At 58.8% G+C, this 24,422-nt stretch carries 22 protein-coding genes and 1 pseudogene; 14 read left to right on the top strand and 9 right to left on the bottom strand.

What is annotated here, in order from left to right:
• The first annotated feature begins 89 nt into the window (after positions 1-89).
• Positions 90-686 carry a 3'-5' exonuclease gene (locus TM5383_RS04730; protein WP_058317893.1) on the top strand — a complete coding sequence of 199 codons (597 nt, stop codon included), beginning with the start codon at positions 90-92 and terminating at the stop codon, positions 684-686.
• A gap of 66 nt (positions 687-752) precedes the next feature.
• On the opposite strand, the gene TM5383_RS04725 is transcribed toward TM5383_RS04730, so the two are convergent.
• From TM5383_RS04725 to TM5383_RS04695, 7 genes are read right to left on the bottom strand one after another with little or no spacing between them, the layout of a single operon-like run.
• Positions 753-1,595 carry a fumarylacetoacetate hydrolase family protein gene (locus tag TM5383_RS04725; protein ID WP_058317892.1) on the bottom strand — a complete coding sequence of 281 codons (843 nt, stop codon included), beginning with the start codon at positions 1,593-1,595 and terminating at the stop codon, positions 753-755.
• Between the two features lie 18 nt (positions 1,596-1,613).
• Positions 1,614-2,354 carry an SDR family oxidoreductase gene (locus tag TM5383_RS04720; RefSeq protein ID WP_058317891.1) on the bottom strand — a complete coding sequence of 247 codons (741 nt, stop codon included), beginning with the start codon at positions 2,352-2,354 and terminating at the stop codon, positions 1,614-1,616.
• A 1-nt stretch (position 2,355) separates the two neighbouring features.
• Positions 2,356-3,858 (bottom strand): aldehyde dehydrogenase (NADP(+)), encoded by a 1,503-nt coding sequence (locus TM5383_RS04715; RefSeq protein WP_058317890.1) that lies wholly within the window; start codon positions 3,856-3,858, stop codon positions 2,356-2,358.
• Between the two features lie 12 nt (positions 3,859-3,870).
• Positions 3,871-4,977 carry a fumarylacetoacetate hydrolase family protein gene (locus TM5383_RS04710; protein ID WP_058317889.1) on the bottom strand — a complete coding sequence of 369 codons (1,107 nt, stop codon included), beginning with the start codon at positions 4,975-4,977 and terminating at the stop codon, positions 3,871-3,873.
• A 4-nt stretch (positions 4,978-4,981) separates the two neighbouring features.
• A complete protein-coding gene (locus TM5383_RS04705) occupies positions 4,982-5,812 on the bottom strand; it encodes an amidohydrolase family protein (RefSeq protein WP_058317888.1) in 831 nt (276 codons plus the stop codon).
• Positions 5,809-6,249: an RbsD/FucU family protein gene (locus TM5383_RS04700; RefSeq protein WP_058317887.1), complete on the bottom strand. Its 441-nt coding sequence runs from the start codon at positions 6,247-6,249 to the stop codon at positions 5,809-5,811. The genes TM5383_RS04705 and TM5383_RS04700 overlap by 4 nt, the downstream gene beginning before the upstream one ends.
• Positions 6,239-6,925, bottom strand: coding sequence for an aldo/keto reductase (locus TM5383_RS04695; protein ID WP_231725068.1), 687 nt, complete (start codon positions 6,923-6,925; stop codon positions 6,239-6,241). The genes TM5383_RS04700 and TM5383_RS04695 overlap by 11 nt, the downstream gene beginning before the upstream one ends.
• Before the next feature lie 40 nt (positions 6,926-6,965).
• Here TM5383_RS04695 and TM5383_RS16700 point away from each other — a divergent pair.
• From TM5383_RS16700 to TM5383_RS04660, 8 genes and pseudogenes are all read left to right on the top strand, one after another.
• A pseudogene (locus tag TM5383_RS16700) lies at positions 6,966-7,118 on the top strand (altronate dehydratase); the annotation flags it as partial.
• Positions 7,119-7,166: 48 nt separating this feature from the next.
• Positions 7,167-8,690 (top strand): sugar ABC transporter ATP-binding protein, encoded by a 1,524-nt coding sequence (locus TM5383_RS04690; protein ID WP_058317886.1) that lies wholly within the window; start codon positions 7,167-7,169, stop codon positions 8,688-8,690.
• On the top strand, positions 8,687-9,694 hold the full coding sequence (locus tag TM5383_RS04685; RefSeq protein WP_058317885.1) for an ABC transporter permease: 1,008 nt from the start codon (positions 8,687-8,689) through the stop codon (positions 9,692-9,694). The genes TM5383_RS04690 and TM5383_RS04685 overlap by 4 nt, the downstream gene beginning before the upstream one ends.
• Before the next feature lie 98 nt (positions 9,695-9,792).
• Positions 9,793-10,740, top strand: a complete 948-nt coding sequence (locus TM5383_RS04680; RefSeq protein WP_058317884.1) for an ABC transporter substrate-binding protein — start codon at positions 9,793-9,795, stop codon at positions 10,738-10,740.
• Positions 10,741-10,881: 141 nt separating this feature from the next.
• Positions 10,882-12,441: a sugar ABC transporter ATP-binding protein gene (locus tag TM5383_RS04675; RefSeq protein WP_076399951.1), complete on the top strand. Its 1,560-nt coding sequence runs from the start codon at positions 10,882-10,884 to the stop codon at positions 12,439-12,441.
• 12 nt (positions 12,442-12,453) lie between these two features.
• Positions 12,454-13,737 carry an ABC transporter permease gene (locus TM5383_RS04670; RefSeq protein WP_058317883.1) on the top strand — a complete coding sequence of 428 codons (1,284 nt, stop codon included), beginning with the start codon at positions 12,454-12,456 and terminating at the stop codon, positions 13,735-13,737.
• 83 nt (positions 13,738-13,820) lie between these two features.
• Entirely contained in the window at positions 13,821-14,780 is a 960-nt protein-coding gene (locus TM5383_RS04665; RefSeq protein ID WP_058317882.1) for a substrate-binding domain-containing protein, read from the top strand.
• A 102-nt stretch (positions 14,781-14,882) separates the two neighbouring features.
• Positions 14,883-15,704: an IclR family transcriptional regulator gene (locus tag TM5383_RS04660; protein ID WP_058317881.1), complete on the top strand. Its 822-nt coding sequence runs from the start codon at positions 14,883-14,885 to the stop codon at positions 15,702-15,704.
• 24 nt (positions 15,705-15,728) lie between these two features.
• Here the strand turns inward: TM5383_RS04660 and TM5383_RS04655 are convergent, their stop codons facing one another.
• Positions 15,729-16,607 (bottom strand): hypothetical protein, encoded by an 879-nt coding sequence (locus tag TM5383_RS04655; RefSeq protein ID WP_058317880.1) that lies wholly within the window; start codon positions 16,605-16,607, stop codon positions 15,729-15,731.
• Between the two features lie 220 nt (positions 16,608-16,827).
• Here TM5383_RS04655 and TM5383_RS04650 point away from each other — a divergent pair, with 220 nt between their 5' ends.
• Together TM5383_RS04650 and TM5383_RS04645 are read left to right on the top strand one after the other, a co-directional pair.
• On the top strand, positions 16,828-18,387 hold the full coding sequence (locus TM5383_RS04650; RefSeq protein ID WP_231725067.1) for an ABC transporter permease: 1,560 nt from the start codon (positions 16,828-16,830) through the stop codon (positions 18,385-18,387).
• 312 nt (positions 18,388-18,699) lie between these two features.
• The gene (locus TM5383_RS04645) at positions 18,700-20,301 is read left to right on the top strand and encodes an FMN-binding glutamate synthase family protein (RefSeq protein ID WP_058317878.1); all 1,602 of its coding nucleotides are present in this window, start codon (positions 18,700-18,702) and stop codon (positions 20,299-20,301) included.
• Between the two features lie 248 nt (positions 20,302-20,549).
• Here the strand turns inward: TM5383_RS04645 and TM5383_RS04640 are convergent, their stop codons facing one another.
• Complete coding sequence (locus tag TM5383_RS04640; RefSeq protein ID WP_058317877.1) at positions 20,550-20,879, bottom strand: DUF6476 family protein; 330 nt, start codon at positions 20,877-20,879, stop codon at positions 20,550-20,552.
• On the opposite strand from TM5383_RS04640, the gene TM5383_RS04635 reads away from it, so the two are divergent.
• The 3 genes from TM5383_RS04635 (at position 20,878) to TM5383_RS04625 (ending at position 24,325) form a co-directional block, all read left to right on the top strand.
• Positions 20,878-21,915 carry an RluA family pseudouridine synthase gene (locus tag TM5383_RS04635; protein ID WP_058317876.1) on the top strand — a complete coding sequence of 346 codons (1,038 nt, stop codon included), beginning with the start codon at positions 20,878-20,880 and terminating at the stop codon, positions 21,913-21,915. The two genes, TM5383_RS04640 and TM5383_RS04635, sit on opposite strands and share 2 nt — an antisense overlap.
• 227 nt (positions 21,916-22,142) lie before the next feature.
• Complete coding sequence (gene rpoH / locus TM5383_RS04630; protein WP_058317875.1) at positions 22,143-23,039, top strand: RNA polymerase sigma factor RpoH; 897 nt, start codon at positions 22,143-22,145, stop codon at positions 23,037-23,039.
• A gap of 389 nt (positions 23,040-23,428) precedes the next feature.
• Entirely contained in the window at positions 23,429-24,325 is an 897-nt protein-coding gene (locus tag TM5383_RS04625; protein WP_058317874.1) for a capsular polysaccharide export protein, LipB/KpsS family, read from the top strand.
• Positions 24,326-24,422 lie beyond the last annotated feature (97 nt).

Genomic DNA, 24,422 nt, shown 5'->3' with positions numbered 1-24,422 from the left:
TCGAAGAAAGGAGGGGATCTAGGCGCAGCCTTCTTCCGCCGAGGCGCTTTCGACTTGCCCCCGCCGCGGCTTCTGCCCATCTTGCGCTTATGACCTTCCTGCCTGATCACCCGCTGCCCAAAGGCCCGTTCCGCTTCATTGCACTGGACGTGGAAACTGCCAATTGCAATCGCGGCAGCATCAGTCAGATTGGTCTGGCCTGTGTGGGGCTGGATGGGGGGATGCAGACCTTTGCCACCTATATCGATCCGGCTGAGGATTTTGCCCCCTTCAACACCGACCTGACCGGCATTGACGCTGAAACCGTGCGCGGTGCGCCGGTGTTTGCGCAGGCGTGGGTCCGCCTTTTGCCTTTTTTGCGTGGGCAATTGATCATCCAGCACAGCGGGTTTGATGAAAAAGCGATCAATGCGGCCAGTGAACAGGCAGGGTTGCCAGTGCCGCGACTGATCTGGGCCGATAGTGTGAAAATCGCACGCAAAGCTTGGCCTGAATTTCGCGGCAATGGCGGGCACGGGCTGGCCCATTTGAAAGAGGCGCTGGGCCTGTCGTTCCATCACCACGACGCAGGCGAAGATGCCCGCGCTGCGGCAGAGGTGGTGCTGCTTGCCGAAGAGCGTTTGCAGCAATCTGTAGAACAGATCACCGGACGCAGCGCGCATTTGCAGATGTCGCTTGATCTGTGACGGGATGATCCGCCCCAATCCTCGCGGCACCTGATCTGGACACGCTGCGCCCGTGAGTGGCGCGGCTTAACCTGCGATCACATTTTGGGTTTGCACGCCCAGACCCTCGATGCCCAGTTCCATCTTGTCACCGGCCTTCAGGTAGGTTTCCGGCTTCTGGCCCATGCCCACACCCGGAGGGGTGCCGGTGGTGATCACGTCACCGGGGTGCAGCGACATGAACTGGCTAAGGTGCGAAATCACGGTGGCCACGTCAAAGTGCATGGTTTTGGTGCTGCCGTCCTGATAGCGGTGACCGTTGACATCCAGATACATGCTCAGGTTCTGCGGATCTGCCACTTCATCACGGGTAACCAGCCACGGACCGATGGGGCCGAAGGTGTCGGCGGATTTGCCTTTCACCCACTGGCCTGCGCGGTGCAGCTGGAAGTCACGCTCGGACAGGTCGTTGACCACACAGTAGCCTGCAACGTGATCCAGCGCCTCTTCCTTGGTGACGTATTTGGCGTGCTTGCCAATCACCACGCCCAGTTCAACTTCCCAGTCGGTTTTCACCGAGGTGCGCGGGATTTCCACGTCATCGTTGGGGCCGCAGATGGCGGAGGTCGCTTTGAAAAAGACGACAGGCTCGGCGGGCAGTTCCATACCTGCCTCGGCGGCATGGTCGGCGTAGTTGAGGCCAATGCAGATAAACTTGCCCACCTGACCCACACAGGGGCCGATGCGGGGATCGTCAGCCACGGCAGGCAGGCTGGCTGTGTCGAGCGCGCGTAATTTGGTGAGCGTTTCATCCGACAGGGCCGCGCCCGCAACATCGCTGATTACGCCAGACAGATCACGGATCACACCGTCCTGATCCAACAATGCGGGCTTTTCCGCACCGGGGGCGCCATAACGCAGCAGTTTCATTTCGTGTCCTTCCTGTTTTCAGATCGTCCAGCCGCCATCAATGGCGAAGGGCTGGCCGGAGGTATATTTGCTGGCGTCGCTCGCCAGATAGAGGGCAAGTTCGGCAATTTCATCCGCGCTGCCAATGCGGCCCATGGGCTGACGGGCGATAAAATCTGCCATCGCCTGCTCATAGTTGCCGGTGGCGCGCAAACGGTCGTGCAAGCTGGGACTATCTACGGTGCCGGGGCAGATCGCATTGCAGCGGATGCCCTGTGCGACAAAATCCGCTGCCACCGATTTGGTCAAGCCGATTACGGCGCCTTTGGATGCGCAGTAGGCAAACCTGTTCGGAACGCCCTTCATCGATGAGGCGACCGATGACATATTGATTATGGAGCCGCCGCCGTTCGCCAACATCGCTGGTAGGGTCAGTTTGATCAGGCGGTACATTGCCTTGACGTTCAGATCGAAACTGAAGTCCCAGTCGTCCTCGGCACAGTCCAAGATCGTGCCGCCAGCGACATAACCTGCACAGTTGAACAGAATATCCAGCGGCGGCAATTCTGCGGTGGCGCGGGCCACGGCGTTTGCATCTGTCACGTCCAGCTTCAGCGGAGTGACACCGTCAATACCGGCCAGTTTCGCCAATGATTCATCGTCGATGTCACAGGCGATCACCTGCGCGCCTTCAGCGATGAATAGTTCCACCGTGGCGAGGCCAATTCCTTGGCCCGCCGCGGTGATTAGGGCGATTTTGTCTGTTAACCGCCCCGACATTTTATACCTCTTCGGGCAGGAGGTCGGCTGCGATGTTCTGGTAGCAGACCGGACGCAGGAAACGACGGATCGACAAAGTGCCGACCGAGGTCGCGCCGAAGTTGGTCGAGGCGGGGTAGGGACCACCGTGAACCATGGTATCGCTGACCTCAACCCCGGTGGGGAACCCGTTCGCCAACAGGCGACCAGCCTTGCGCTCCAGTAGCGGCAGCAGTGCTGCAGCGTCTGCCTTGTCCTCTGCGTCATAGTGCAGGGTGCAAGTCAGCTGACCTTCGATCTTGCGGGCGATGTCCTGCATCTGGGCAAAATCCTTGGCGCGCACAATGATGCCCAAGGGGCCAAAGACCTCTTCTTGCAGGTGGGCATCGGCCAGCCAGTCGTCAGCGGACACGGCAAAAAGGTACGGTGCAGCTTCGCGGTTCGGGCAGGCGGTGCCCATCAGCATATCAACGCCAGTGCTGTTCTCAATGCGCTGGGTGCCGCTGCGGTAGGCATCGGCAATGCCGGGGGTCAGCATGGTTTGGTTCGCAACTTCGCCCAGTGCCGCCAAAGCGGACGCTTGGAAGGTTGCGGCGTCGTCGCCATCCAGCACCACGGCGATGCCGGGGTTGGTGCAGAACTGGCCTGCGCCCATCGACAGCGATGCGGCCCAGCCGGTGCCCAGAGCCTCGGCACGGTTGGCGGCGGCGTTCGGCAGCAGGAACATCGGGTTCACAGAGCCCAGTTCACCAAAGAAGGGGATCGGCTCATCGCGCTGCGCACACAGATCAAACAGCGCACGACCACCGCCCAGCGAGCCGGTGAAACCAACGGCGCGGATCAGTGGGTGCTGCACCAGACGGGTGCCCACATCACGTTTACCACCCTGCACCATAGAGAAGACACCGGGGTGCACATCCAGCGCCTTGATCGCGGCATCAATGGCCTGTGCCACGATTTCACCGGTGCCCGGGTGGGCGGAGTGGCCTTTGACCACAACCGGACAGCCTGCTGCCAGTGCTGCGGCGGTGTCACCGCCTGCGGTGGAAAAGGCCAGCGGGAAGTTGGAGGCGCCGAACACAGCCACTGGACCCAGCGGGCGCTGGATCATGCGCAGTTCGGGGCGGGGCAGGGGCGCGCGATCGGGCAGGGCCTCATCATAGCGGCGGTCCAGATAGTCGCCCTTTTCGATGTGATCCGCAAACAGGCGCAGCTGGCCGGTGGTGCGGCCACGCTCACCTTCAAGGCGGGCGGCGGGCAGGCCGGTTTCCTGGGTGCCGATCTCGGTGATCTGTTCGCCACGGGCGTCGATCTCATCCGCGATGCGACGCAGCAGGGTGGCGCGGTTCTGACGCGAGGACCAGCCAAAGGTCAAAAAGGCCTCTTCGGCAGCTTCGACGGCGGCATCCACATGCTGCGGGGTGCCAACGCTATAGTCACGGCTGGGGCCATGGGCGGTTTCAGAAGCAAAGGTGGCGTCGCCGCTGACCCATTCGCCAGCGATCAGGTGTTTTCCGGTAATCATGGTGTGTATTCCTTAAAGAAGGCCGCGTTGGGCCAGATTACGCATGAGATGAGAGGCCCCGAAGGTCCACTCAGGGCATTCCGTTGACAGGCGGACCGTGTTGGTCAGGCTGCCCATTTTGGGGTTTGCGATGGTGACCACATCCCCCAGCTTGTGGGTGAAGCCACCCCCTTTGGTGTCGCGGTCCTGCGTCGGCGCGAACAGCGTGCCGAGGAACAGCATCAACCCGTCGGGATACTGGTGATGGCGGCCGATGGTCTGACGCACCAAATCGGCAGGATCGCGGCTGATCTGCGACATGGAGGAATGTCCTTCGAGGGTGAACCCATCCTCGCCCGTCACGGTCAGCGACACCTCTGCGGCGCGCACGTCATCAAGGGTGAAATGCGCGTCAAACAGACGGATCATCGGACCGATGGCGCAGGAGGCGTTGTTGTCCTTTGCCTTGCTCAGCAGCAGGGCAGAGCGTCCTTCGACGTCACGCAGGTTCACGTCGTTGCCCAGTGTCGCGCCTTTGATCTCTCCCTTGGAGGTCACGGCCAGCACCACTTCGGGTTCTGGGTTGTTCCAAGTGGAAATCGGGTGCAGGCCAATCTCGGCCCCGGCACCGACCGAGGACAGCACCTGCGCCTTGGAAAATACCTCGGCATCGGGGCCAATGCCCACTTCCAGATACTGCGACCACAGGCCTTCTTCGATCAGGGCCTGTTTCACTTCCTCCGCCTCGGCAGAACCGGGGGTGATGTTGGACAGGCTGTCACCGATGCGCGCACCGATACGGGCGCGGATGGCGTCGGCCTTGGCGGGATCACCTGCGGCCTGTTCTTCGATCACACGTTCCACCATCGACCCGGCAAAGGTCACGCCACAGGCCTTGACCGATTGGAGGTCGCAGGGGGCGAGCCATGTGAAATCATCCCCTTCAACGGCAGAGCCAGTGGCCTGTGCCACATAGTTCGCCGTATCTGCGCGTTCCATAATGTCACGCACGGTCGGTGCGGTTTTGCTGGTGATGTCCGTCAGCACGCCATCGCGCAGGGTGACGACACAGGGGCCAACGCCGGGCCGTTCGATACGGCCCAGCCAAAGGCCGGTTTGGTCAAGAGTGGTCAGCTCCATCGGATTACTCCCCGAGTTTATAGACACGCTGGGCGTTGAGCCCCCAGATCGCGTCTCTTTCCTGTTGTGTGAGATGGGCCAGTAGCCCTTGTGTTGTGGCGACCCAGTGGTCGTAAGTGGCTGCCAGTGTGCAAACCGGCCAGTCGCTGCCCCAGATCAGGCGTGCGGGCCCAAAGGTGTTCAGCAGGTGATCAACATAGGGTTTCAGATCTACTGCGGACCAGTCTTCGCCCGCTTCGGTCACCAGACCTGACAGTTTGCAGCAGGTGTTTTCGCGCGCCGCGAGGGCGGCCATGTCTTCGGCCCAGCCAGCCATGATGCCGTCGGCGATCAACGGCTTGGACCCGTGATCAATCACCACCCGCATCTCTGGGTGACGATCCAGAAGTTTGCGCAGGGCGGGCAGATGGCGGGGCAGGGTCAAGGCGTCAAAGACCAGATCGTTTTCGATGATTGCTTCGAACACGGGCGTGAAGCGATCCTGCAGCATCCAATCGGTGTCTTCGATATCCTGAATCATCGGGCGGATGCCGACCAGTTTGCCCGATTGTGCCAGCGATGCGATCATGTCCACCGCCGTGTCGCTTTCGAAATCGACCCAACCGACGACACCTTTGATGAAGGCCGATTTGGCCGCCAGTGACAGCATAAATTCGGTTTCGGCAACCGTAGGAGCTGCCTGTACCAGAACGGTGCCAGTGATACCGTGGCGTTCCAAAATCGGGGCCAGATCTTCGGGTAGGAAATCGCGGTAAATCGGCGCCAGTTCTGGCGTCAGCCAGCCATAGTCACCCCGTTCAACCGCCCAGAAGTGTTGGTGTGCGTCGATTCTCATCCGATCACCCCTTTTTTCAGGATGATATTGCCGTAAAGGCGCCGTTCACCTGTTTGCACCACCGCATAGGCCTGCGCCGCACGGTCGTAGAAGGCAAAGCGTTCCAAGCTCTGGATCTGGGCGGGATGATCGGCCACGTCATTGATGATGGTTTGATAATCAGCGACTGCCGCGGGCACCTCATCAGGGTTGCCAACCACCTGCATGCTCAACGCCGGATCCGGCACGAAATTGTCCAGCGGCAGCACTGATAGGATCGCGCGCAGCATTTCACTGGCATCAGACCCATCCGCCCGCACACAGGCCGCGCCGGAGGCGCGGGCGGTGCTTTCTGCGGGGAAATTCGCATCAGCGATGACAATTTCATCCCCGTGCCCCATGGCACGCAGGATCTTCAGCAATTCTGGCGACAGGACGGGATCGATATTACGCAGCATCGTTTGTGTCCTCCCCAGGCAGGGGGGCATCGGGGCGGATCAATCCTTCGCTGCGCAGATCGCTCCACAGACCTGCGGGGATCTGCCGATCCATAAGCGCGGCGTTTGCTTCTACCTCTTTGGCCGAAACAGCGCCGGGCACAACGGTTTTGACGCAAGGATGCCCCAGCACAAACTGTAGTGCGGCAGCGATCAGCGGGGTGTCATGGGCGGCGCAGACCGCTTCGATCTGGCGCACGCGGTCCATGATTTCAGGCGGCGCATCAGCGTAGTTGTATTTCGCGCCCTCAATCGCGCCGGTTGCCAGAATGCCGGAATTGTAAGGCCCGCCCAGAATGATGCCGACATCCCGTTTTTCACACAGCGGCAGGAAGCTATCTAGCGCCTCTTGCTCCAGCAGGGTATAACGGCCCGCCAGCAGGAAACCGTCAAAATCGCCCAGTCCCAGCAGTTTTTCACAGACCTGCCATTCATTGACGCCTGCGCCAATTGCGGCAATGTCACCGCTGTCGCGCAGATCCGTCAGCGCACGGTAACCGCCGCCGTCGAACAGTTCGCGCACCTTGGCGTCGGATGCTTCCTGACTGCCTTGGCTGAAAACACAGACGTCATGCACCAACAGCACATCAACATTATCTACGCCCAGCCGTTTCAGGCTGGCCTCATATGATCGCATGACACCGTCATAGGTGTAGTCAAAAACGATGCGTTTCTGCGACATCGTCAGCGAGGGCGTCAGCATCGAGGAAAAAGGCGAGGAATTGCTGGAGCTGATCATCCGAGTGGCCTCTGGCGAGCAAACCAAAAGCGAAGAGCTGGGATTTGGCGGGGTGGAGTTTGTCCCCTGGCAGATCGGCGCGGTGATGTAACGCCGATACCAGCACTATCAAGAAACACGACAATTCAAGGGAGGGGATATGTCAAAGCTAGTCGAAATGACGGGAATTGAAAAATATTTCCCCGGCGTTCACGCGCTGAAAAACGTACAGTTCGATATTGCACCGGGCGAGGTGCATGCTCTCATGGGGGAAAATGGTGCGGGCAAGTCCACGCTGATGAAAATCCTTTCGGGGATCTATCAACGCGATGGCGGCGATCTGGTGATCAATGGCCAATCGGTCAGCCCGACCACCCCCGGTGAGGCGCAGGATCTGGGTATTGGCATCATCCATCAGGAGCTTAGTCTGATGAATGATCTGACCGCCGCGCAGAACATCTTTATTGGGCGTGAGCCGCGCAAAAGCTTCGGCCGTCTGGACGAAGCGGCGCTGAACGCTCAAACGGCCGAGATTTTTGAATCCATGAATCTGGATATGGATCCGACCGTGCCTGTGGGCAGCCTGACAATTGCCAAACAGCAAATGGTTGAGATCGCCAAAGCTCTGTCTTTCCGGTCCAAGGTTCTGATCATGGACGAACCGACCGCGGCATTGAATGATGCCGAAATCGCCGAACTGTTTGTCATTATCCGTGGCTTGAAGGCCGAAGGTGTCGGCATTGTCTACATCAGCCACAAAATGGACGAACTCAAGCAGATCGCGGATCGTGTGACTGTAATGCGCGATGGCGAATATGTCGGAACCGTTGGCGCGGCAGAAACCCCGATCAGCCAGATCATTGCCATGATGGTGGGGCGCGAAGTCAACGAAGAGCCGCTGGAAGTGCCCGATCTGGGTGACGCCGAAGTGTCGCTCAAGGTGACGGGGCTAAATCGCGGGCGCGACATTCAAAATGTCAGCTTCTCGGTGCAGCGCGGTGAGATATTGGGATTTGCAGGTCTTATGGGGGCAGGGCGCACCGAAGTGGCGCGCGCAATCTTCGGGGCGGACGCGCGCGATGGCGGCGTGATCGAAGTGCATGGCCAAAGCGTCAACATTCGCACCCCCAGCGATGCGGTGAAGGCGGGCATTGGATATCTGTCCGAGGACCGCAAGCATTTTGGCCTCGCAACCGGAATGAACGTGCGTGACAATATCGCTTTGTCTTCGTTGGATCTGTTTTCCAAGGGCGGACAGCTGGACGAAGCGGCGATGGCCTCGACGACGCAGGAGTTTATCCGCCGTCTGGGCATCCGCACGCCGTCGGATACGCAGGAAGTGCGCCTGTTGTCAGGGGGTAATCAGCAAAAGGTGGTCATCGCAAAATGGCTGCTGCGCGATTGCGATATCCTGATCTTTGACGAGCCGACCCGCGGGATCGACATCGGTGCAAAATCCGAGATCTACAAATTGCTCGAAGAGCTGGCAGCCGAGGGCAAGACGATCATCGTCATTTCCTCGGAGCTGCCGGAAATCATGCGCCTGAGCCACCGCATCGCGGTCATGTGCGAAGGCAGGCTGACGGGCATTCTGCCCGGCGGCAAAGACACCACCCAAGAAGACATCATGCAGCTGGCAACCCAACGAGAGGCAGCCATGCGCGTAGTGGAGACGGTTCAATGACCTCAGTAACAGACGTGAACGAAAAATCGCCGCTGGCCAATATGGGGTCCTCCGGCGCCTATCAAAAGCTATTGGCCTTCGCCAGCTTGATTGCGCTGCTGATTGGTTTCTCCATCGCATCGCCGAACTTTATGCAAACCTCGAACATGATCGCCATCTTGCAGGCGACATCGGTAAACGGCGTTCTGGCCGTTGCGGCAACATTGGTTATCATCACCGGCGGTATCGATCTGTCGGTCGGAACGCTGATGACCTTCTGTGCGGTGATCGCCGGTGTGGTTCTGACCTACATGGGCATGCCCCTCTTGCTGGGTGTTGCCGCAGCGATTGGCGCGGGCGCACTCTGCGGTCTGGTATCTGGCACTTTTGTGGCCAAGATGAAGATCCCGCCGTTCATCGCTACCCTTGGTATGATGTTGATCCTGAAAGGTCTGTCGCTGGTGATTTCGGGTACCCGTCCGATCTATTTCAACGACACGCCGGGCTTTGACCAAATCTCGCGTGGGTCGCTGATTGGCAAGGTGATCCCGTCGCTGCCGATCCCCAATGGCGTGCTGATCCTGTTCATCGTGGCTATCGCCGCCGCCTATATCCTGAGCCGTACCGTGCTGGGCCGCTACACCTTTGCACTGGGTTCGAACGAAGAAGCCGTGCGCCTGTCCGGTGTGAACACCGATGTGTGGAAAATGCGTATCTATGCACTGGCCGGCGGCATCTGTGGCATCGGTGGCATCCTGATCGCCTCGCGTTTGAACTCGGCACAGCCTGCACTGGGTCTGGGCTATGAACTGGAAGCGATTGCTGCGGTTGTGATTGGCGGCACCTCGCTGTCGGGCGGTCGCGGCACCATCCTTGGCACCATCATCGGCGCGCTGATCATGGCTGTGTTGACCAATGGCCTGCGGGTTCTGTCGGTTGCACAGGAATGGCAGACCGTCGTGACCGGCGCGATCATCATCCTTGCGGTTTACGCCGATATGGTCCGCCGCAAGAAGTCGGGCTGATCCCCGCAACGAAGTTCTGACCCCGGGCGCGTCGCAGTGCCCGGGATCCAAAACGACCAAGACCAAACCTACGACAACGAACATTAAGGAGGAGTAACATGTTTACACGTCGTTTCATTCTGGGGGCCCTGAGCGCCGCCGCCCTGTCTGTTCCTGCATCGGTCGCTACCGCCGCAGACGAGCTTTACATCCCGCTGGTGTCCAAAGGTTTCCAGCACCAGTTCTGGCAGGCGGTTAAATCCGGCGCCGAACAGGCAGCTGACGAATTTGGTGTGCGCATCACCTTTGAAGGTCCGGACAACGAAACCATGGTTGACCGTCAAATCGACATGTTGGCCGCCGCTCTGGCGAACAACCCGGCCGCCATCGGTTTCGCTGCGCTGGATAGCCAGGCGGCAATTCCGCTGCTGCGTCAGGCCAATGAAAAAGGCATTCCGGTAATCGCGTTTGACAGCGGCGTCGATAGCGACATCCCACTGGCCACTGCCACCACCGATAACGCACTGGCTGCCGGTATGGCTGCTGACAAAATGGCCGAGCTGATCGGTGGCAAAGGTAAAGTTGCCGTTGTCGCGCACGACCAGACCAGCCGCACCGGCATCGACCGCCGCGATGGTTTTGTGAACCGCATCGAGGCGAACTACCCCGGCATCGAAGTTGTGACTGTTCAGTATGGTCAGGGTGACCACCTGAAATCCACCGAGGTGACCAAAGCGATCCTCACTGCGAACCCTGATCTGAATGGTATTTTCGGCACCAACGAAGGTTCTGCCATTGGTGTTGTTAACGGTGTGCAGGAACTGGGCACCGAAGGACTGGTCATCATTGGTTATGACAGCGGCAAAGCGCAAAAAGATGCGATCCGCAGCGGTCTGATGGCGGGCGCGATCACTCAGAACCCTGTCGGCATTGGTTATGAAACCGTGAAAGCGGCTGTGATGGCGCAAAAGGGCGAGGCCGTCCCAGCGCTGATCGACACTGGTTTCTACTACTATGACGCTAGCAACATCGACGATCCGAAGGTTGCTGCGGTTCTCTACGACTAAGAGCCACTTACTTCCCTAACTGGCCCGCCCCTGGCGGGCCATTTTTTTCTAAAATGCCTATTTTTTAACGCTAGAATCGTTGACGTTTTAAATATGAAGTGGTTTTATATATGAAATGACATCGACCTTGGGAGGGGGAAGATGATTTCAGCTTCTAGCCTGGCGCGCGAAGATCATCGTGCCCAGAATAGCAAAATTACCATGCAGCTGTCAGGGATTGGCAAATCCTTTTCTGGTGTGAATGTACTGCGCGGCGTCGACGTAGAAATCTCGGGCGGCGAAATTCACACTCTGATGGGTGAAAATGGCGCGGGCAAAAGTACCCTGGTGAAGATCATCAGTGGCGTTCAGCCCCCCAGCACAGGCACCATCGAAATCGACGGCCAAGCGGTACAGTTCGACACCCCCGCAGCGGCGAATGACTCAGGCATCGTGATTATGCATCAGGAACTTAGCCTGATGCCCGACATGACTGTCGCGCAGAACGTGATGTTGGGGCAGGAACCGATGATTGCTGGCCTGTGGGTCGACAACAAAGCTCTGCGCGAAACCGCCCGTGAGGCGCTGCGCAAGTTCGGATTTTCGCTGGATGTAGACACCCTGGTGCGCGATCTGCGCGTTGGCGAACAGCAGCTGGTCGAAATCGCCCGCGCGCTGATTATGGATGCCAAACTGCTGATCATGGATGAACCCACCTCTGCGCTGTCGCAGAGCGAAGCGGATATCCTGATGGAGGTGGTACGCGATCTGGCCCGTCAGGGTGTAGCGATCGTCTATATCTCTCACCGTATGGATGAGGTTTTCGAAATCTCGGATCGGGTGACGGTTCTGCGCGATGGCGACCTGATCGGCACCACCTTGGCCAGCGAAACAACGCCGGGCGAATTGGTTCAGATGATGGTGGGACGCGCGGTCGAAATCAAACCCGTGCAGCGCACCGTCCCAGCCGCACCAGACGTTGTGCTAAAGGTCGAAGGCCTGACTGCACAGCATCAGGGGCGTAAGGTTCTGGATGATGTTTCGTTCGAACTGCGCCGGGGTGAGGTGCTGGGGATCGGCGGTCTGTTGGGGGCCGGTCGTACCGAACTGCTGGAAACGATTTTCGGCGCCCGGGGTGGCGGTCATGCCGGCCAGATCACGCTGGAAGGGCAGGTGGTTGATCTGCGCACACCCGCAGATGGGGTGGATCACGGTCTGGCGCTGATCACCGAGGATCGCAAAGGCAACGGCCTGCTGCTGGAACGCTCGATCGCGGACAATGTGGTGCTGCCGCTGTTACCGCGCAAATCCCGTTTCGGCGTGTTGTCCAATCAAACCCGTGACGACGAGGCGCAGCGCGTCATCGAACGCCTGCGGGTTGCAGCCACAGGGGTCGATCACACCGTTGGCCGCCTGAGTGGGGGCAATCAACAAAAGGTCGTGCTGGGCAAATGGCTGGCTACAGGACCTAGCGTGCTGCTGCTGGATGAGCCGACCCGCGGCATCGACATCGGTGCCAAGGATGAGATCTACGATCTGATTGGCCGTCTGGCAGATCAGGGGCTGTCGGTGCTGTTTGCCAGCTCGGAAATTCCTGAATTTCTGGCGGTGTGCGACCGGATGGTCGTCCTATGCGAAGGCCGCGTCGCCGGCACCTTGAACCGAGAGGAGATGTCGCTGGATGCGATCAAAGACCTCTCTATGCAATTTGAACAACTCTAAGTGGGCCAGATCATGACTGACGCCAGAACATCGACCACCGCCGCGCCGCAGACGAGCGAGGCCCGCTCCGCCCGCAGCGTGTTTCTGCAGGCACTGGGAAAAACCAAGCTTTACTGGGGCCTTGTGACGCTGATTGTCTTTGGCGCACTGACCTCACCGCTGTCCTCGAAGGGCAACAATATCTTTCTGTCGCTGGGCAACCTGACAGACATTCTGCGACAGGTTTCTGTTACGGGGATCGTGGCTGTCGGCATGACGCTGGTGATCTTTATCGCAGGCATCGACCTATCGGTGGGATCTGTGATGGCACTGGGCACTGTGATCTGCGCGATGCTGCTGACACAGGCGGGTTGGACGGCGGCCAGCGTCTTTTCCATCCCAGCCACGGGTGTGGTGCTGTTCATTGCAGTGATCGCGCTGATCTACTTTGTGCAGGTGCAAATGCGCAAATCCAAAGGCGATGAAAAGCCCAGCGTTTCCAAACTGCCTGCTGCATTGGTGGCGGCAGGGCTGTCACTGGCGGTGATGGTCTGGATGATGGGCCAGGTTGAGGGCAAGTTTGGCGTGATGGCCGTACTGATCGCTGTGCCTTGTGTTGGCATTGTGATGGGCAGCCTTAACGGTGCGCTGATCGTCTATGGCCGCCTGCAGCCGTTCATCGTGACACTGGCGATGATGGTGGGTGCGCTGGGTCTGGCGCGGGTGATCGCGGGGCAGGATACCGCGGTCTATCCGGTCTACACTGGCAGCAACGCGGTGCAGGAATTTGACATTCTGCGCAGCCTGCTGTGGGGCGTGGTGCCTGTGCCCGGTCTGTTCTTTCTGGCGGTGCTGGCGGTGTTCTTTGTGCTGACGCGCTTTACCACCTTTGGCAGCTACCTGCTGGCCATTGGCGGCAATGCCGAGGCGGCGCGTCTGGCGGGCATCAACGTCAAACGCAACACCATCGTCACCTATGCGATTGCAGGCGGTCTGTCTGCGCTGGCCGGCATCCTTTACGTGGCGCAGTTCCGTCAGGGTAAACCGGATGCGGGTCTGGGTCTGGAACTGGACGCGATCGCAGCGGTGGTTATCGGCGGCACCAGCCTGATGGGCGGACGTGGCGCGATCCTGGGAACATTTGTCGGGGTGCTGATCTTTGGTTTCCTCAGCAACATTCTGCAGCTCAACAATATCGACAGCAACACGCAGCTGATCCTCAAAGGTGTGATCATCATCGCCGCGGTGCTGCTGCAAGAAGGCCGCATCGAAGAATTCCTCTCTGCCGCAAAACGGAAAATGCGCGGAGAGAAATAACCCTGACCTCACAGTTTTGGAGGACCGGAGATCAGGGTTTTGCCACTCAGCCAACAGGCTGATCCATGACAAGGGAGAAGAATATGCAACGACGTACTTTCAGCAAGGGTGTTTTTGTCGCGGCACTGGCACTGACCACCAGCGCATCCGCTCTGATGGCGGCAGACAAGAACTACGTGATCGGGTTTTCGCAGGTGACCACCGTTGAACCCTGGCGCGTCCAGTTCAATAAAGATCTGCGCGCTGAGGCTGCTCTGCACGAAAACGTAGAGCTGCTGATGGCAGACGCCAACGACCGTACCGAAAAGCAGGTTGCGGACGTGGAAAACTTCATCCGCCAAGAGGTGGACGCGATCCTGATTTCGCCGAAAGAATCCGCTGGTCTGACCGGTGTGGTTGAACAGGCAACGGACGCGGGCATTCCCGTCTTTGTGCTGGACCGTAACGTTGACACCGACAAATACGTTCAGTGGGTTGGTGGTGACAACGAGTTGATCGGTCGCGCCGCAGGTAAGTTCGCGCTGGAAAAACTGGGTGGCATGGGCGCTGCCAAAGGCACCATCGTCGAAATCTGGGGTGGTCTTGGCACGCAGGCGGCACATGACCGCGCCAACGGCTTCCACGAAGCGTTTGAGAATGAGGCCGGCGTGAGCTTCCTCTTGGACCAGCAGTCCGGCGACTGGAAGCAGGATCAGGCCTACGACATCATGTCCACCGCCCTGCGCAACTACGAAGACATCACCATGGTCTATGGTCACAACGATCCGATGGCCTATGGCGCCTACCTGGCGGCCAAGGATGCGGGTCGTGCGGATGACATCATGTTCATCGGTGTGGACGCGCTGCCGGGCGAAGGTGTGACCTGGGTCGCCAATGGTGAGTTGGCTGCAACCTTCCTCTACCCGACCCCGGGTGCCGAAGGTCTGCGTCAGGCACTGGCCTATCTGGGCGGCGCCGAAGTGGAGAAGTCGGTTGTGATGGGCACCGAAGCGGTGACCGCTGACAACGCTGACGACATTTTGAAGCGTAACGGCCTGAAATAATCAGGGTTCGGCCCTGCGACCTCCCGGTGGGGTCGACAATGGCTGCGCAGGGGCCTAAGTCTCCTGCGCAGTTTACATATCTTAACCACGGTGGCTCGTGACGTGACCGATAAACCAACCCGATTGCAGAAGTATGCAGCGCCTGCGCTGGAAAAGGGGTTGGATATCCTTGAACTGCTGGCCTTGCAGGCGCAAACCCCGCTGAGCCATGCAGATATCGCCAAAGGGTTGGGGCGGTCCAAGAACGAAATTTTCCGTATGATGGTCGTGCTCGAAGAGCGCGGCTATATCGAGCGCGGGGCAGAGGACCTGTTCTGCTTAACGCCGAAAATCGCCAACCTCACCGCCCCGCGGAGCGAAGCGCGTCTGCGCGAAGTGGCCCAGCCGTTTTTATCCCGGCTGAGCGAGGAAACCGGACACTCCAACCACATGTGGGTTATTGCCGACGGCAAGATGCGCGTTGCGCTCTCCACAGGCAGTGCCGCGCCTTACAGCCTGTCTCTGAAGGAAGGTGAAGAGGGCGCGCTGTTCCAGTCCTCTGCAGGGGCTTGCTTCCTGTCCGGTCAGCCTGACCCTGCCCAGCGACTGCAAATGCTGCATGATCTGGGCGAGTTTGTAGATGCCGACGCTTATGGCGCTTTCGATCCAGAGGTCGAGACATGTGCCAAGCAACAGATCAGCGTTCAGCCCAGCCTGCAAGCGCGCGGTGTGATGGAAGTTTCGGCACCTGTTCGGATTGATACGGGCGCGCCAGACGGTACCAATAGCAGTGGTAGCGTGCTTGCCGCAGTTACCGTGCCAATGCTGGGGGTATCCGCCCAAGACAACGATGTCGCCCGCGTCTGCGACGCCCTGCGACATGCGGTGCAGTCTCTGGGGCTGCGTCTGTCGTTGCTGACGCCGGTGACGGGACCAACATTCTAAGTGCACCCGCTGGGGGCGTTACCTTCAGGGTTCGATTAACGTGACGCCCGGGATGCGTGAGATGTCATATACATCTTCGTCGTAGATATCACTGAGCGAGTCGATCATCGCATCGTCCCAACCGGGCAGGTCAACCTCTTGCTCCAGCTCTTCATCCAGCGCAAATTTATCGAGGAACGCAGCGATGACACGTCGTTTCTGCATCTCGTTCATGTTGGGGTGCTTCTTCAAATACCCCCTGAACCGCTGCATGCCGTCTTTGCTCATGATTTCTGACAGCAGGTCAAAGCCGCCAGTGATCTTTTCGTTGTGTTCCAGGCCTGCCATCTCGCGCACCAGATTGGCCCAGAGAAGCGGACTGTCTTCGTTGCACCAGACATGGATTGGCACGTTGGGCACCGCTTGCCGCAGGCGGGTGAACAATTCGCTCCAGCGGAGGTGGCGCGGATCTGCCCCGCCCATGAAATCAAGAAAGTCGGGTGTCGGCGCCTGATCGAATACCGCTGGCAGGAACGTGGCTGGATTGCGGATGGCCAGATACAGTTCAACATTGTCCTGATCAAAAAGCTGACAAAACCGTGCGAGTTTCACTTCGGCACCGGGATAGAACACACCTTTGTTGATCGCCACTTTGGGGACCGAAAAGAAATTTTCGTTGGACAAGAGCACCCGATCAGGATGATCAGCGCCATCCAGCACCTCTTCTAGAATGGTTTCGCGCGCATCCATCGCCAACGGCCCTTGTTCCATTGCGTGCAAGACGTCACGGATCAAACGGCGATAGGCAGTAGGGCGGGGAACACTGATGCCTCTTTTGAGGAAATCGTCACGGTTTTTCAAAAGACAGCGGACAAGTCGTTCATCGTCCGTGTTGTGGGCACCAGCGTGCAGGATGACTTGCATTGGTTTCCTCAGAAGTGTTGAGAGGCAATGACGGTGAGTTGCCGCACTATACGGTCTTTTCTGGACAGATAAACTGGTTTCAGGCAAGGAAGCGCGCATGACCCACAGCACTGCCCCTTCTTCCAGCACCTCCGCCCGTCAGGTCGCGAAAAGCAAACCGTTCTGGCGGTCGTTTAGCCCGTGGTCGATTGGCGCGGCGTTGATTGCGGCATTGGTGTTGATGCCGATTGTGGCGGTGGTTTGGATTGCATTTAACCCGACCGATAATATCTGGCCGCATCTGATTTCCACCACGCTGCCGCGTTATATGCGCACCACACTGTTGCTGATGGTTTGTGTTGGCACGCTGGCCGGGGTGATGGGAACTGTGACAGCATGGTTGGTGTCGCGCTATCGTTTCCCGCTGTCAGGCTGGCTGGAATGGCTGCTGCTGCTGCCATTGGCGATCCCGGCCTATGTGGGGGCTTATGCGCTGGTTGATCTGTTGGAATACGCAGGTCCGGTGCAGACATGGCTGCGCGGGGTGATGGGGTGGAAGACGTCGCGCGACTACTGGTTCCCTGAAATCCGCAGCTTTGGCGCGGCGGTGATTGTGTTAGGCGCGGCGCTTTACCCCTATGTCTATCTGTTGGCACGGCAAGCGTTCCGCGAGCAATCTGCCGCGACCGAAGAGGTTGCGCGCTCGCTCGGCTCGAACGCGTGGGGACGGTTTTTCCGTGTGGGCCTGCCGCTGGCGCGTCCGGCCATTGCCGCTGGCATGGCGATTGCGATGATGGAGACGGTGAATGATTTTGGCACCGTTGACTATTTTGCGGTGCAGACCCTGACCACCGGCATTTTCACCGTCTGGCTGGAAAGCAACAACGCAGGCGGCGCGGCGCAGTTGGCGTCGGTGGTTCTGGTTCTGGTGATCTTCCTCGTCACGATGGAAAAGGTCAGTCGTCGCAAGACCCGTTTCTTTGCCATGTCCGGCCGCCATCGTGCTGTGACCCGCGTGCCGCTCAATGGGGCCGGGGCATGGGGTGCGATGGTAATTTGTGCGCTGCCGTTCCTGATCGGATTTGTGATGCCTGCCGGTGTGATCCTGCACCATGCGCTGCGCAATGCCGAAGTTTGGCAGGATCCCGCGCTGTATACCGCTCTGTGGAATACGCTTTACGTTGGGGGCATCGCGGCGGTGCTGACGGTGCTGGCAGCGGTGTTCATGGTTTACGGCGTGCGCCTGTCGGGCCGTAGCCTGCCGCGTCTGCTGTTGCCGATCACCACCATCGGCTATGCGGCCCCTGGTGCGGTGCTGGGCGTTGGGATTCTGATCCCGCTGGCCACCTTTGACAACTGGATGGCCGATATGATCGAGGCCGCGACAGGTGTTGATATCGGTCTGGTTTTGACAGGATCTGCGGTGGCGCTGATCTTTGCCTATGGCGTGCGCTTCTTTGCCATTGCGCAGGGGGCGGCGGATGCAGCGATGGGGCGGGTGTCCCCCAGCCTGCCGATGGCGGCGCGGTCGCTGGGTCGCACCAAAGGGCAGGTGCTGCGCCAGATCTATGCGCCGCTGATCCGCGGATCTGTCGGCTCGGCCTTGCTTTTGGTGTTCGTGGATGCGGTGAAGGAACTGCCTGCCACTCTGCTGCTGCGCCCGTTCAACTTCGATACCTTGGCGACGCGGGTGCATGAACAGGCGTCGCTGGAAAATCTTGGCGATGCCTCGCCGGCGGCCATTTTGGTGGTGCTGGTCGGGCTGGCAGCAGTGGCAATGCTGGCGCGTGCCAACCGCTAATCTGCCGGTTTCGCGCTAGCAAACCTTAGCGACCATAGCGCGGCTTTATCGGGGGATAACCCCGTTGAATGCTCTCACGAATTTGTGCCCAGAAAAGAGGCAAGGTCCGCGTTTAGCGCCTTTCCTGTCGCGGACCGTCGCGCTACGTTGCGTCACTTAAGGGTCGTATTTCTACGACTCATGGTCGCTTGGAACGGCGCAATGGCGCTGCCCTGTCTCGCTTTGTCGCGCTGCATGGCCCGTTAGTTGCAGTTCCCCAGCAATGTGCCCCGCAAGCGTGTTTGTGCAGGGCCTCTAGCAAAGGACAACGTAATGGGACGTTTTCTCGTTTTTTCAATCGTCGTGGCGCTGACTGCGCTGTCGCTTTTGGCGGCGATCTTTAATGTATGGTTCTTGCTGCCGTTCCTATTTTTTGGCTTCCTGAGTATTCTTGGTGTGCATGACTTGGTGCAGGCGCGTCACGCGGTTTTGCGCAACTATCCGGTGATTGGTCACATGCGGTTCCTGTTCGAAGGTATCCGCCCTGAGATCCGCCAGTACCTGATCGAAAGCGATCAGGACGAAGAACCGTTTTCCCGCGATGCCCGTTCGCTGATTTACCAACGGGCCAAAGGTGTCGAGGACAAGCGCGCCTTTGGCACCCGTCAGCGGGTCTATGATTCAGGCTATCAGTGGATCACCCATTCGGTCGCGCCCAAAGAGATCGAAGATGAGGATTTCCGCATCACAGTTGGCGGTCCAGACTGCAAGCAGCCCTATCAGGCGTCGATCTATAACATTTCCGGTATGAGCTTTGGCGCACTGTCGCCGAACGCCATTTTGGCGTTGAACACTGGTGCCAAGAAGGGCGGTTTTGCCCATACCACTGGTGAAGGCGGTATCAGCCGTTATCACAAAGAGGGTGGCGGCGATTTGATCTATCAGATCGGATCGGGCTATTTCGGCTGCCGCACCGAAGAGGGGCGTTTCGACCCCGATAAATTCGCCAAGGTTGCCGCCAACCCGCAGGTGAAGATGATTGAGATCAAGCTGAGCCAAGGCGCAAAACCCGGTCACGGCGGCGTTCTACCGGCGGCCAAGATCACCCCAGAAATTGCCGAGGCACGCGATGTGCCGATGGGCAAGGATTGTGTGTCACCCGCCCGCCACCCAGAGTTTGAAACCCCGATTGAACTGTGCCAGTTCATTGCCCGCCTGCGTGAATTGTCCGGTGGCAAACCGATCGGGTTCAAGATGTGCATTGGCCACCGTCGCGAATTCATGTGTCTGGTCAAGGCAATGCTGGAAACTGACATCGTGCCGGATTTCATTGTGATCGACGGCAAAGAGGGCGGTACTGGTGCCGCGCCGGTGGAATTTGCTGATCACCTTGGCATGCCACTGACCGAGGGTCTGACGTTTGCCCACAACACCCTGCGTGGGGTTGGCCTGCGGGATCGGTTGAAAATCGGTGCTTCGGGTAAGATTGTGTCGGCCTTTGATCTGGCCCGCATTATTGCGCTGGGGGCGGATTGGGCGAACTCGGCCCGTGGGTACATGTTCTCTATCGGATGCATTCAGGCACAGGCCTGTCACACGAACCACTGTCCGGTGGGCGTGGCGACACAGGATCCCCTGCGTGCCCGTGCGCTGAACGTGCCGACGAAATCGGAACGGGTGTATCGCTTCCACAAGAACACTATGCACGCGCTGGCGGAAATGACCGGTGCGGCGGGGCTGGAACACCCCAGCCAGTTCCTACCGCACCACCTGCTGATCCGCGAAAAGGATGCGGATATGAAAACAGGGGATGAGGTTTATCCCTACCTGCCCGAAGGTTTCCTGCTGCGCAACGAAGATGTGGGCGGCGGCTACATGAAACGCTGGGAACGCGCCCGCGCCGAAAGCTTTGCGCCGGTGGATTATATCCCCTAAGGATATTGCAAGGTTCAGAGATTAGAACGCCCGCCGCTTGGTGGGCGTTTTTATTTGGCGTAAGTGCTATTTGGGCGCAAGGGGCCCCGGATCAAGTCCGGGGCGCGATGATGTTGCCACCCACCCGACCGCGCACCATGCCGCCTGCCTCGGTCTGATCCGCAGACTGCGACCGAGTGCAACCCGCCCCGGACTTGATCCGGGGCCTCTACCAACCTTCTTTTGCAGCACTTGCGGCGAGATCTGCGCTAGTCTTTACCCTGTTGTAGCTCGATCACCTGGCTCAGCTTGCCGGTATCCCGGCTATAGATCAGCACGCGATCATCCGTCGTCACCACCGCCTGCCAACGCTTGGTCTGGGTGTAGGCCTCGGCCCGCACACCGTCGGGCAGGACCAGCGTTTCGGGGAAATCCAGCGATTTATCGTTGAAGCGGATGACAATCACCGCGATCAGCACTAAAAGCCCGACAATCATCGTGCCTGTTAACCCTGTCACCAACAGGCGCAGGTACTTCAGGTCCGCGGGCAGCTCTGCTGCGGGTGTCTCATTCGTTTCTGGCTCTTGGGAGTTTTCCATGTCGCTCACGCAGCTTTCCGTCACCATTCAGGCGGACCCGCCCAAACGCCTTGATAAGGCGCTTTCGCGTGATGTGCCAGCCGAAGCTTCGCTGTCGCGCACCCGTCTGGCGAAACTGATGGCCGACGGCATGGTCACCCGCGCCGGTGAAGCGCTGACCGATCCCAAAGGCCGCGTGGCTGAAGGCGACGTGATCGACATCCAGATCCCGCAGGCCGAGGATAGCCACATCGGCCCCGAAGACATCCCGCTGGAGGTGATCTATGAGGACGCCGATCTGATCGTCATCAACAAACCCGTCGGCATGGTGGTGCATCCCGCGCCCGGCACGCCGTCGGGCACGCTGGTCAACGCGCTGCTGCATCACTGCGGCGACACTCTGTCCGGTGTGGGGGGATCGAAACGCCCCGGTATTGTGCATCGCATCGACAAGGATACCAGCGGTCTGTTGGTGGTGGCAAAGTCGGACAAGGCCCACCACGGGCTGGCGACACAGTTCGAAAAACACACGGTCGAACGCTATTATCAGGCAGTCTGCTACGGCGTGCCGGATGCCAATGACCCACGGGTGCGCGGGGTCAAAGGGGTGAACTTTGAAACCGGCAACATCATGAAAATCACCACGCAGCTGGCACGGCATAAAACCGACCGTCAGCGTCAGGCAGTGCTTTTTGAAGGCGGGCGTCATGCCGTGACCCGTGTGCGTATTGTCGAGGCGTTTGGCAATCCCGAGGTCGCGGCATTGGTCGAATGTTGGCTGGAAACTGGCCGTACCCACCAAATTCGCGTGCATCTGGCCCATGCAGGCCATTCGCTGATCGGCGATCAGACTTATGGCGGGCGGCGCAAGCTGTCTGAGAAGACGCTGGGCATTCGCGGTGTCACTGCGGCCAAGGACTTCCCCCGTCAGGCGCTGCATGCCGCTGTTTTGGGTTTTGTGCATCCTGTCACGGGTGAGGAAATGCGCTTTGAGGCACCACTGCCCAGTGACATGACCAAACTGATCGAGGCGATGCGCGCTGGGCCCAAGGGCTAAGTCCTCGTCAGTTTTGCAGGTTATGTTAGCGGCTGTCACAAACAGCACATGCGCGTGAACGCACTTTTGTAGGGGTTTCCTTTGGGGAATCGTGCGTTCATACAGGATTCAAGTTGGAATTCCTTCAGCAGGCGTCTTGAAAGGCGCTAACATCGTACATAACTGGATGTTAAGCTGATAAACATTAAGCGAACCCGCAAACGATAAACGAGTTGGATACAGGGATCATGAGCAACTACGCAAACCTCCCGGCGCCGTCCCCCGAAGGTGGACTGAACCGCTACATGCAGGAAATCCGCAAATTTCCCATGCTGGAGCCGGAGGAAGAGTACATGCTGGCAAAACGCTGGGTGGAGGAGCAGGACAGCGCCTCGGCCCACAAGATGGTGACGTCGCACCTGCGCCTCGCGGCGAAGATTGCGATGGGCTATCGTGGCTACGGCCTGCCGCAGGGCGAAGTGATTTCTGAGGCGAATGTCGGTCTGATGCAGGCGGTGAAACGTTTTGACCCTGAAAAAGGTTTCCGTCTGGCGACCTATGCCATGTGGTGGATCCGTGCCTCGATCCAGGAATATATCCTGCGGTCTTGGTCGCTGGTGAAACTTGGCACCACCTCGGCACAGAAGAAGCTGTTCTTTAACCTGCGCAAGGCCAAGGCACGTATTGGCGCGCTGGAAGAGGGCGACCTGCGTCCTGAAAACGTCGCTCAGATCGCCCATGATCTGGGGGTGAGCGAGGACGAAGTTGTGTCGATGAACCGCCGGATGTCTGGTGGCGATGCGTCGCTGAACGCCCAAGTGGGTGCCGAAGGCGAAGGCAGCATGCAGTGGCAGGACTGGCTGGAAGACGAAGACGCCGATCAGGCCGGTGACTACGCTGAACGTGACGAGTTGGAAGCGCGCCGCGAACTGCTGTCAGAGGCGATGGACGTTCTTAACGAGCGTGAACGTGACATTCTGGTGCAGCGCCGTCTGGCCGATGAAACCGTCACGCTAGAGGATCTGTCGACGCAATACGACGTCAGCCGTGAACGTATCCGCCAGATCGAAGTGCGCGCGTTTGAGAAGCTGCAGAAACGTATGCGTGATCTTGCGTCTGAGCGCGGAATGCTCGCTATTCGTTAACATATTCACGAATAAACGAACAAAATCGACTCCCTCCCACGCTGTTGGGTGGGAGTTTTCTTTTTGTTTTTGCTGAATAAATTTTGGCCTCTACCCCCAAAGGCGAGGTGCTTTTTCTCTTTCGCCTATCTATTCTTTTGAAATCTTGCGCTTTAGTGTTCCCCACTTACTCTATTTTTAGTTGTTATAAGTTGGAGAATTATTTTGCTGTATGCGAATAGAACCAGCGCGCCAAAACAAGAGCAGCAGGCGATTACGACGTCGAAATTTGCCCTTACCATCCACAAAGGGGAGGGCATGCTGCCGCATGTTGGTGTGTTATGAGGCGGGCGATCGTACATCTGCCCCCACACAAGGCAGCCCTTGCGCATCCGAGAGCGCCGGGGGTTGTGGGTGATCTTTGTCAGGTGTTGCACCGCTGCGGTCTGGAGCCTGAGTTTGATACAAACTTGGATGTCGCGGCTGGCGTAGACCTGGAGCCTGATGTGCTACACGTCCTGCACGCCCGTAACTGCGTTAAAACGATGCCGCGTGTCTACCCGAACGCAATCTATGCTGCGGCCGCGCCATTGCGCCAGTTCTGGTATCTGGATCCGATGGGGGTTTCTGCGTTCAGTTCGATCGCGGCTGCGGAATTTGATCCGAAAGCGCTGCCAAGGGAACGCGTGCAAACCTTCTTTGAGCGCCTCCAGCGTCGTTTCGTGCGCGATGGGGTGTCCAAGTTGCCTCAGCCGCAGGTGCGGCAGGATTTTGGAACCGGCCATTTTGCTGTGTTCTTGAAAGGGGCAGGACGTGATTATCCCGGCTGCACGGTGACCGAGACGGAAATTGTTCAGGAACTGCGCCGACAATATCCGGATGTCAAAGTGTTGGTAAAACCCCATCCGGCGGGCAGTGATGACACAACTGTGCAGGCCCTGACCGCTATGGCCGCCGAGGATGCGCAGCTACACATCGTTGACGCTAATGTCCACGACATGTTGCGTGGTGTACGGGCCTGTATCAGCGTCGCCGCCGCCGTGAGCGTCGACGCGATGATGTACCGGGTGCCCGCAGTGGTGTTTGCGCGAACGCTGTTTCACCATAACGCAATCACGCTGTCTGACGTGGCAGCGTTGCGCCCCGCACTGGAAGAGGCCGCAACGCAGGATCGCCCGGATGCGGAATACCTGTTCTGGCTCCTTCGACAGAACTGTTTGGATATTTCCGGCAAGGGTTGGAAGGATAAGGCACAGAAGCAAATCGAAGCAGTGCTGGAAGGCTGCGGTGTGCTGGTGGGCTGTTAAATCCCGTCCAGGGCCTGTGTACGGTTCAGTCCGCAGTCCAGACGCCGTAGGAGGGTGGCCCGGTGGGCCACCCTCTTTGTTTTAGGCGATGTATGTC

The sequence above is a fragment of the Thalassovita mediterranea genome (assembly GCF_001458435.1).
GTDB classification, from domain to species: domain Bacteria; phylum Pseudomonadota; class Alphaproteobacteria; order Rhodobacterales; family Rhodobacteraceae; genus Thalassobius; species Thalassobius mediterraneus.
The sequence above is the reverse complement of the archived record's forward strand: the minus strand, read 5'-3'. Positions and strand labels throughout refer to the sequence as shown.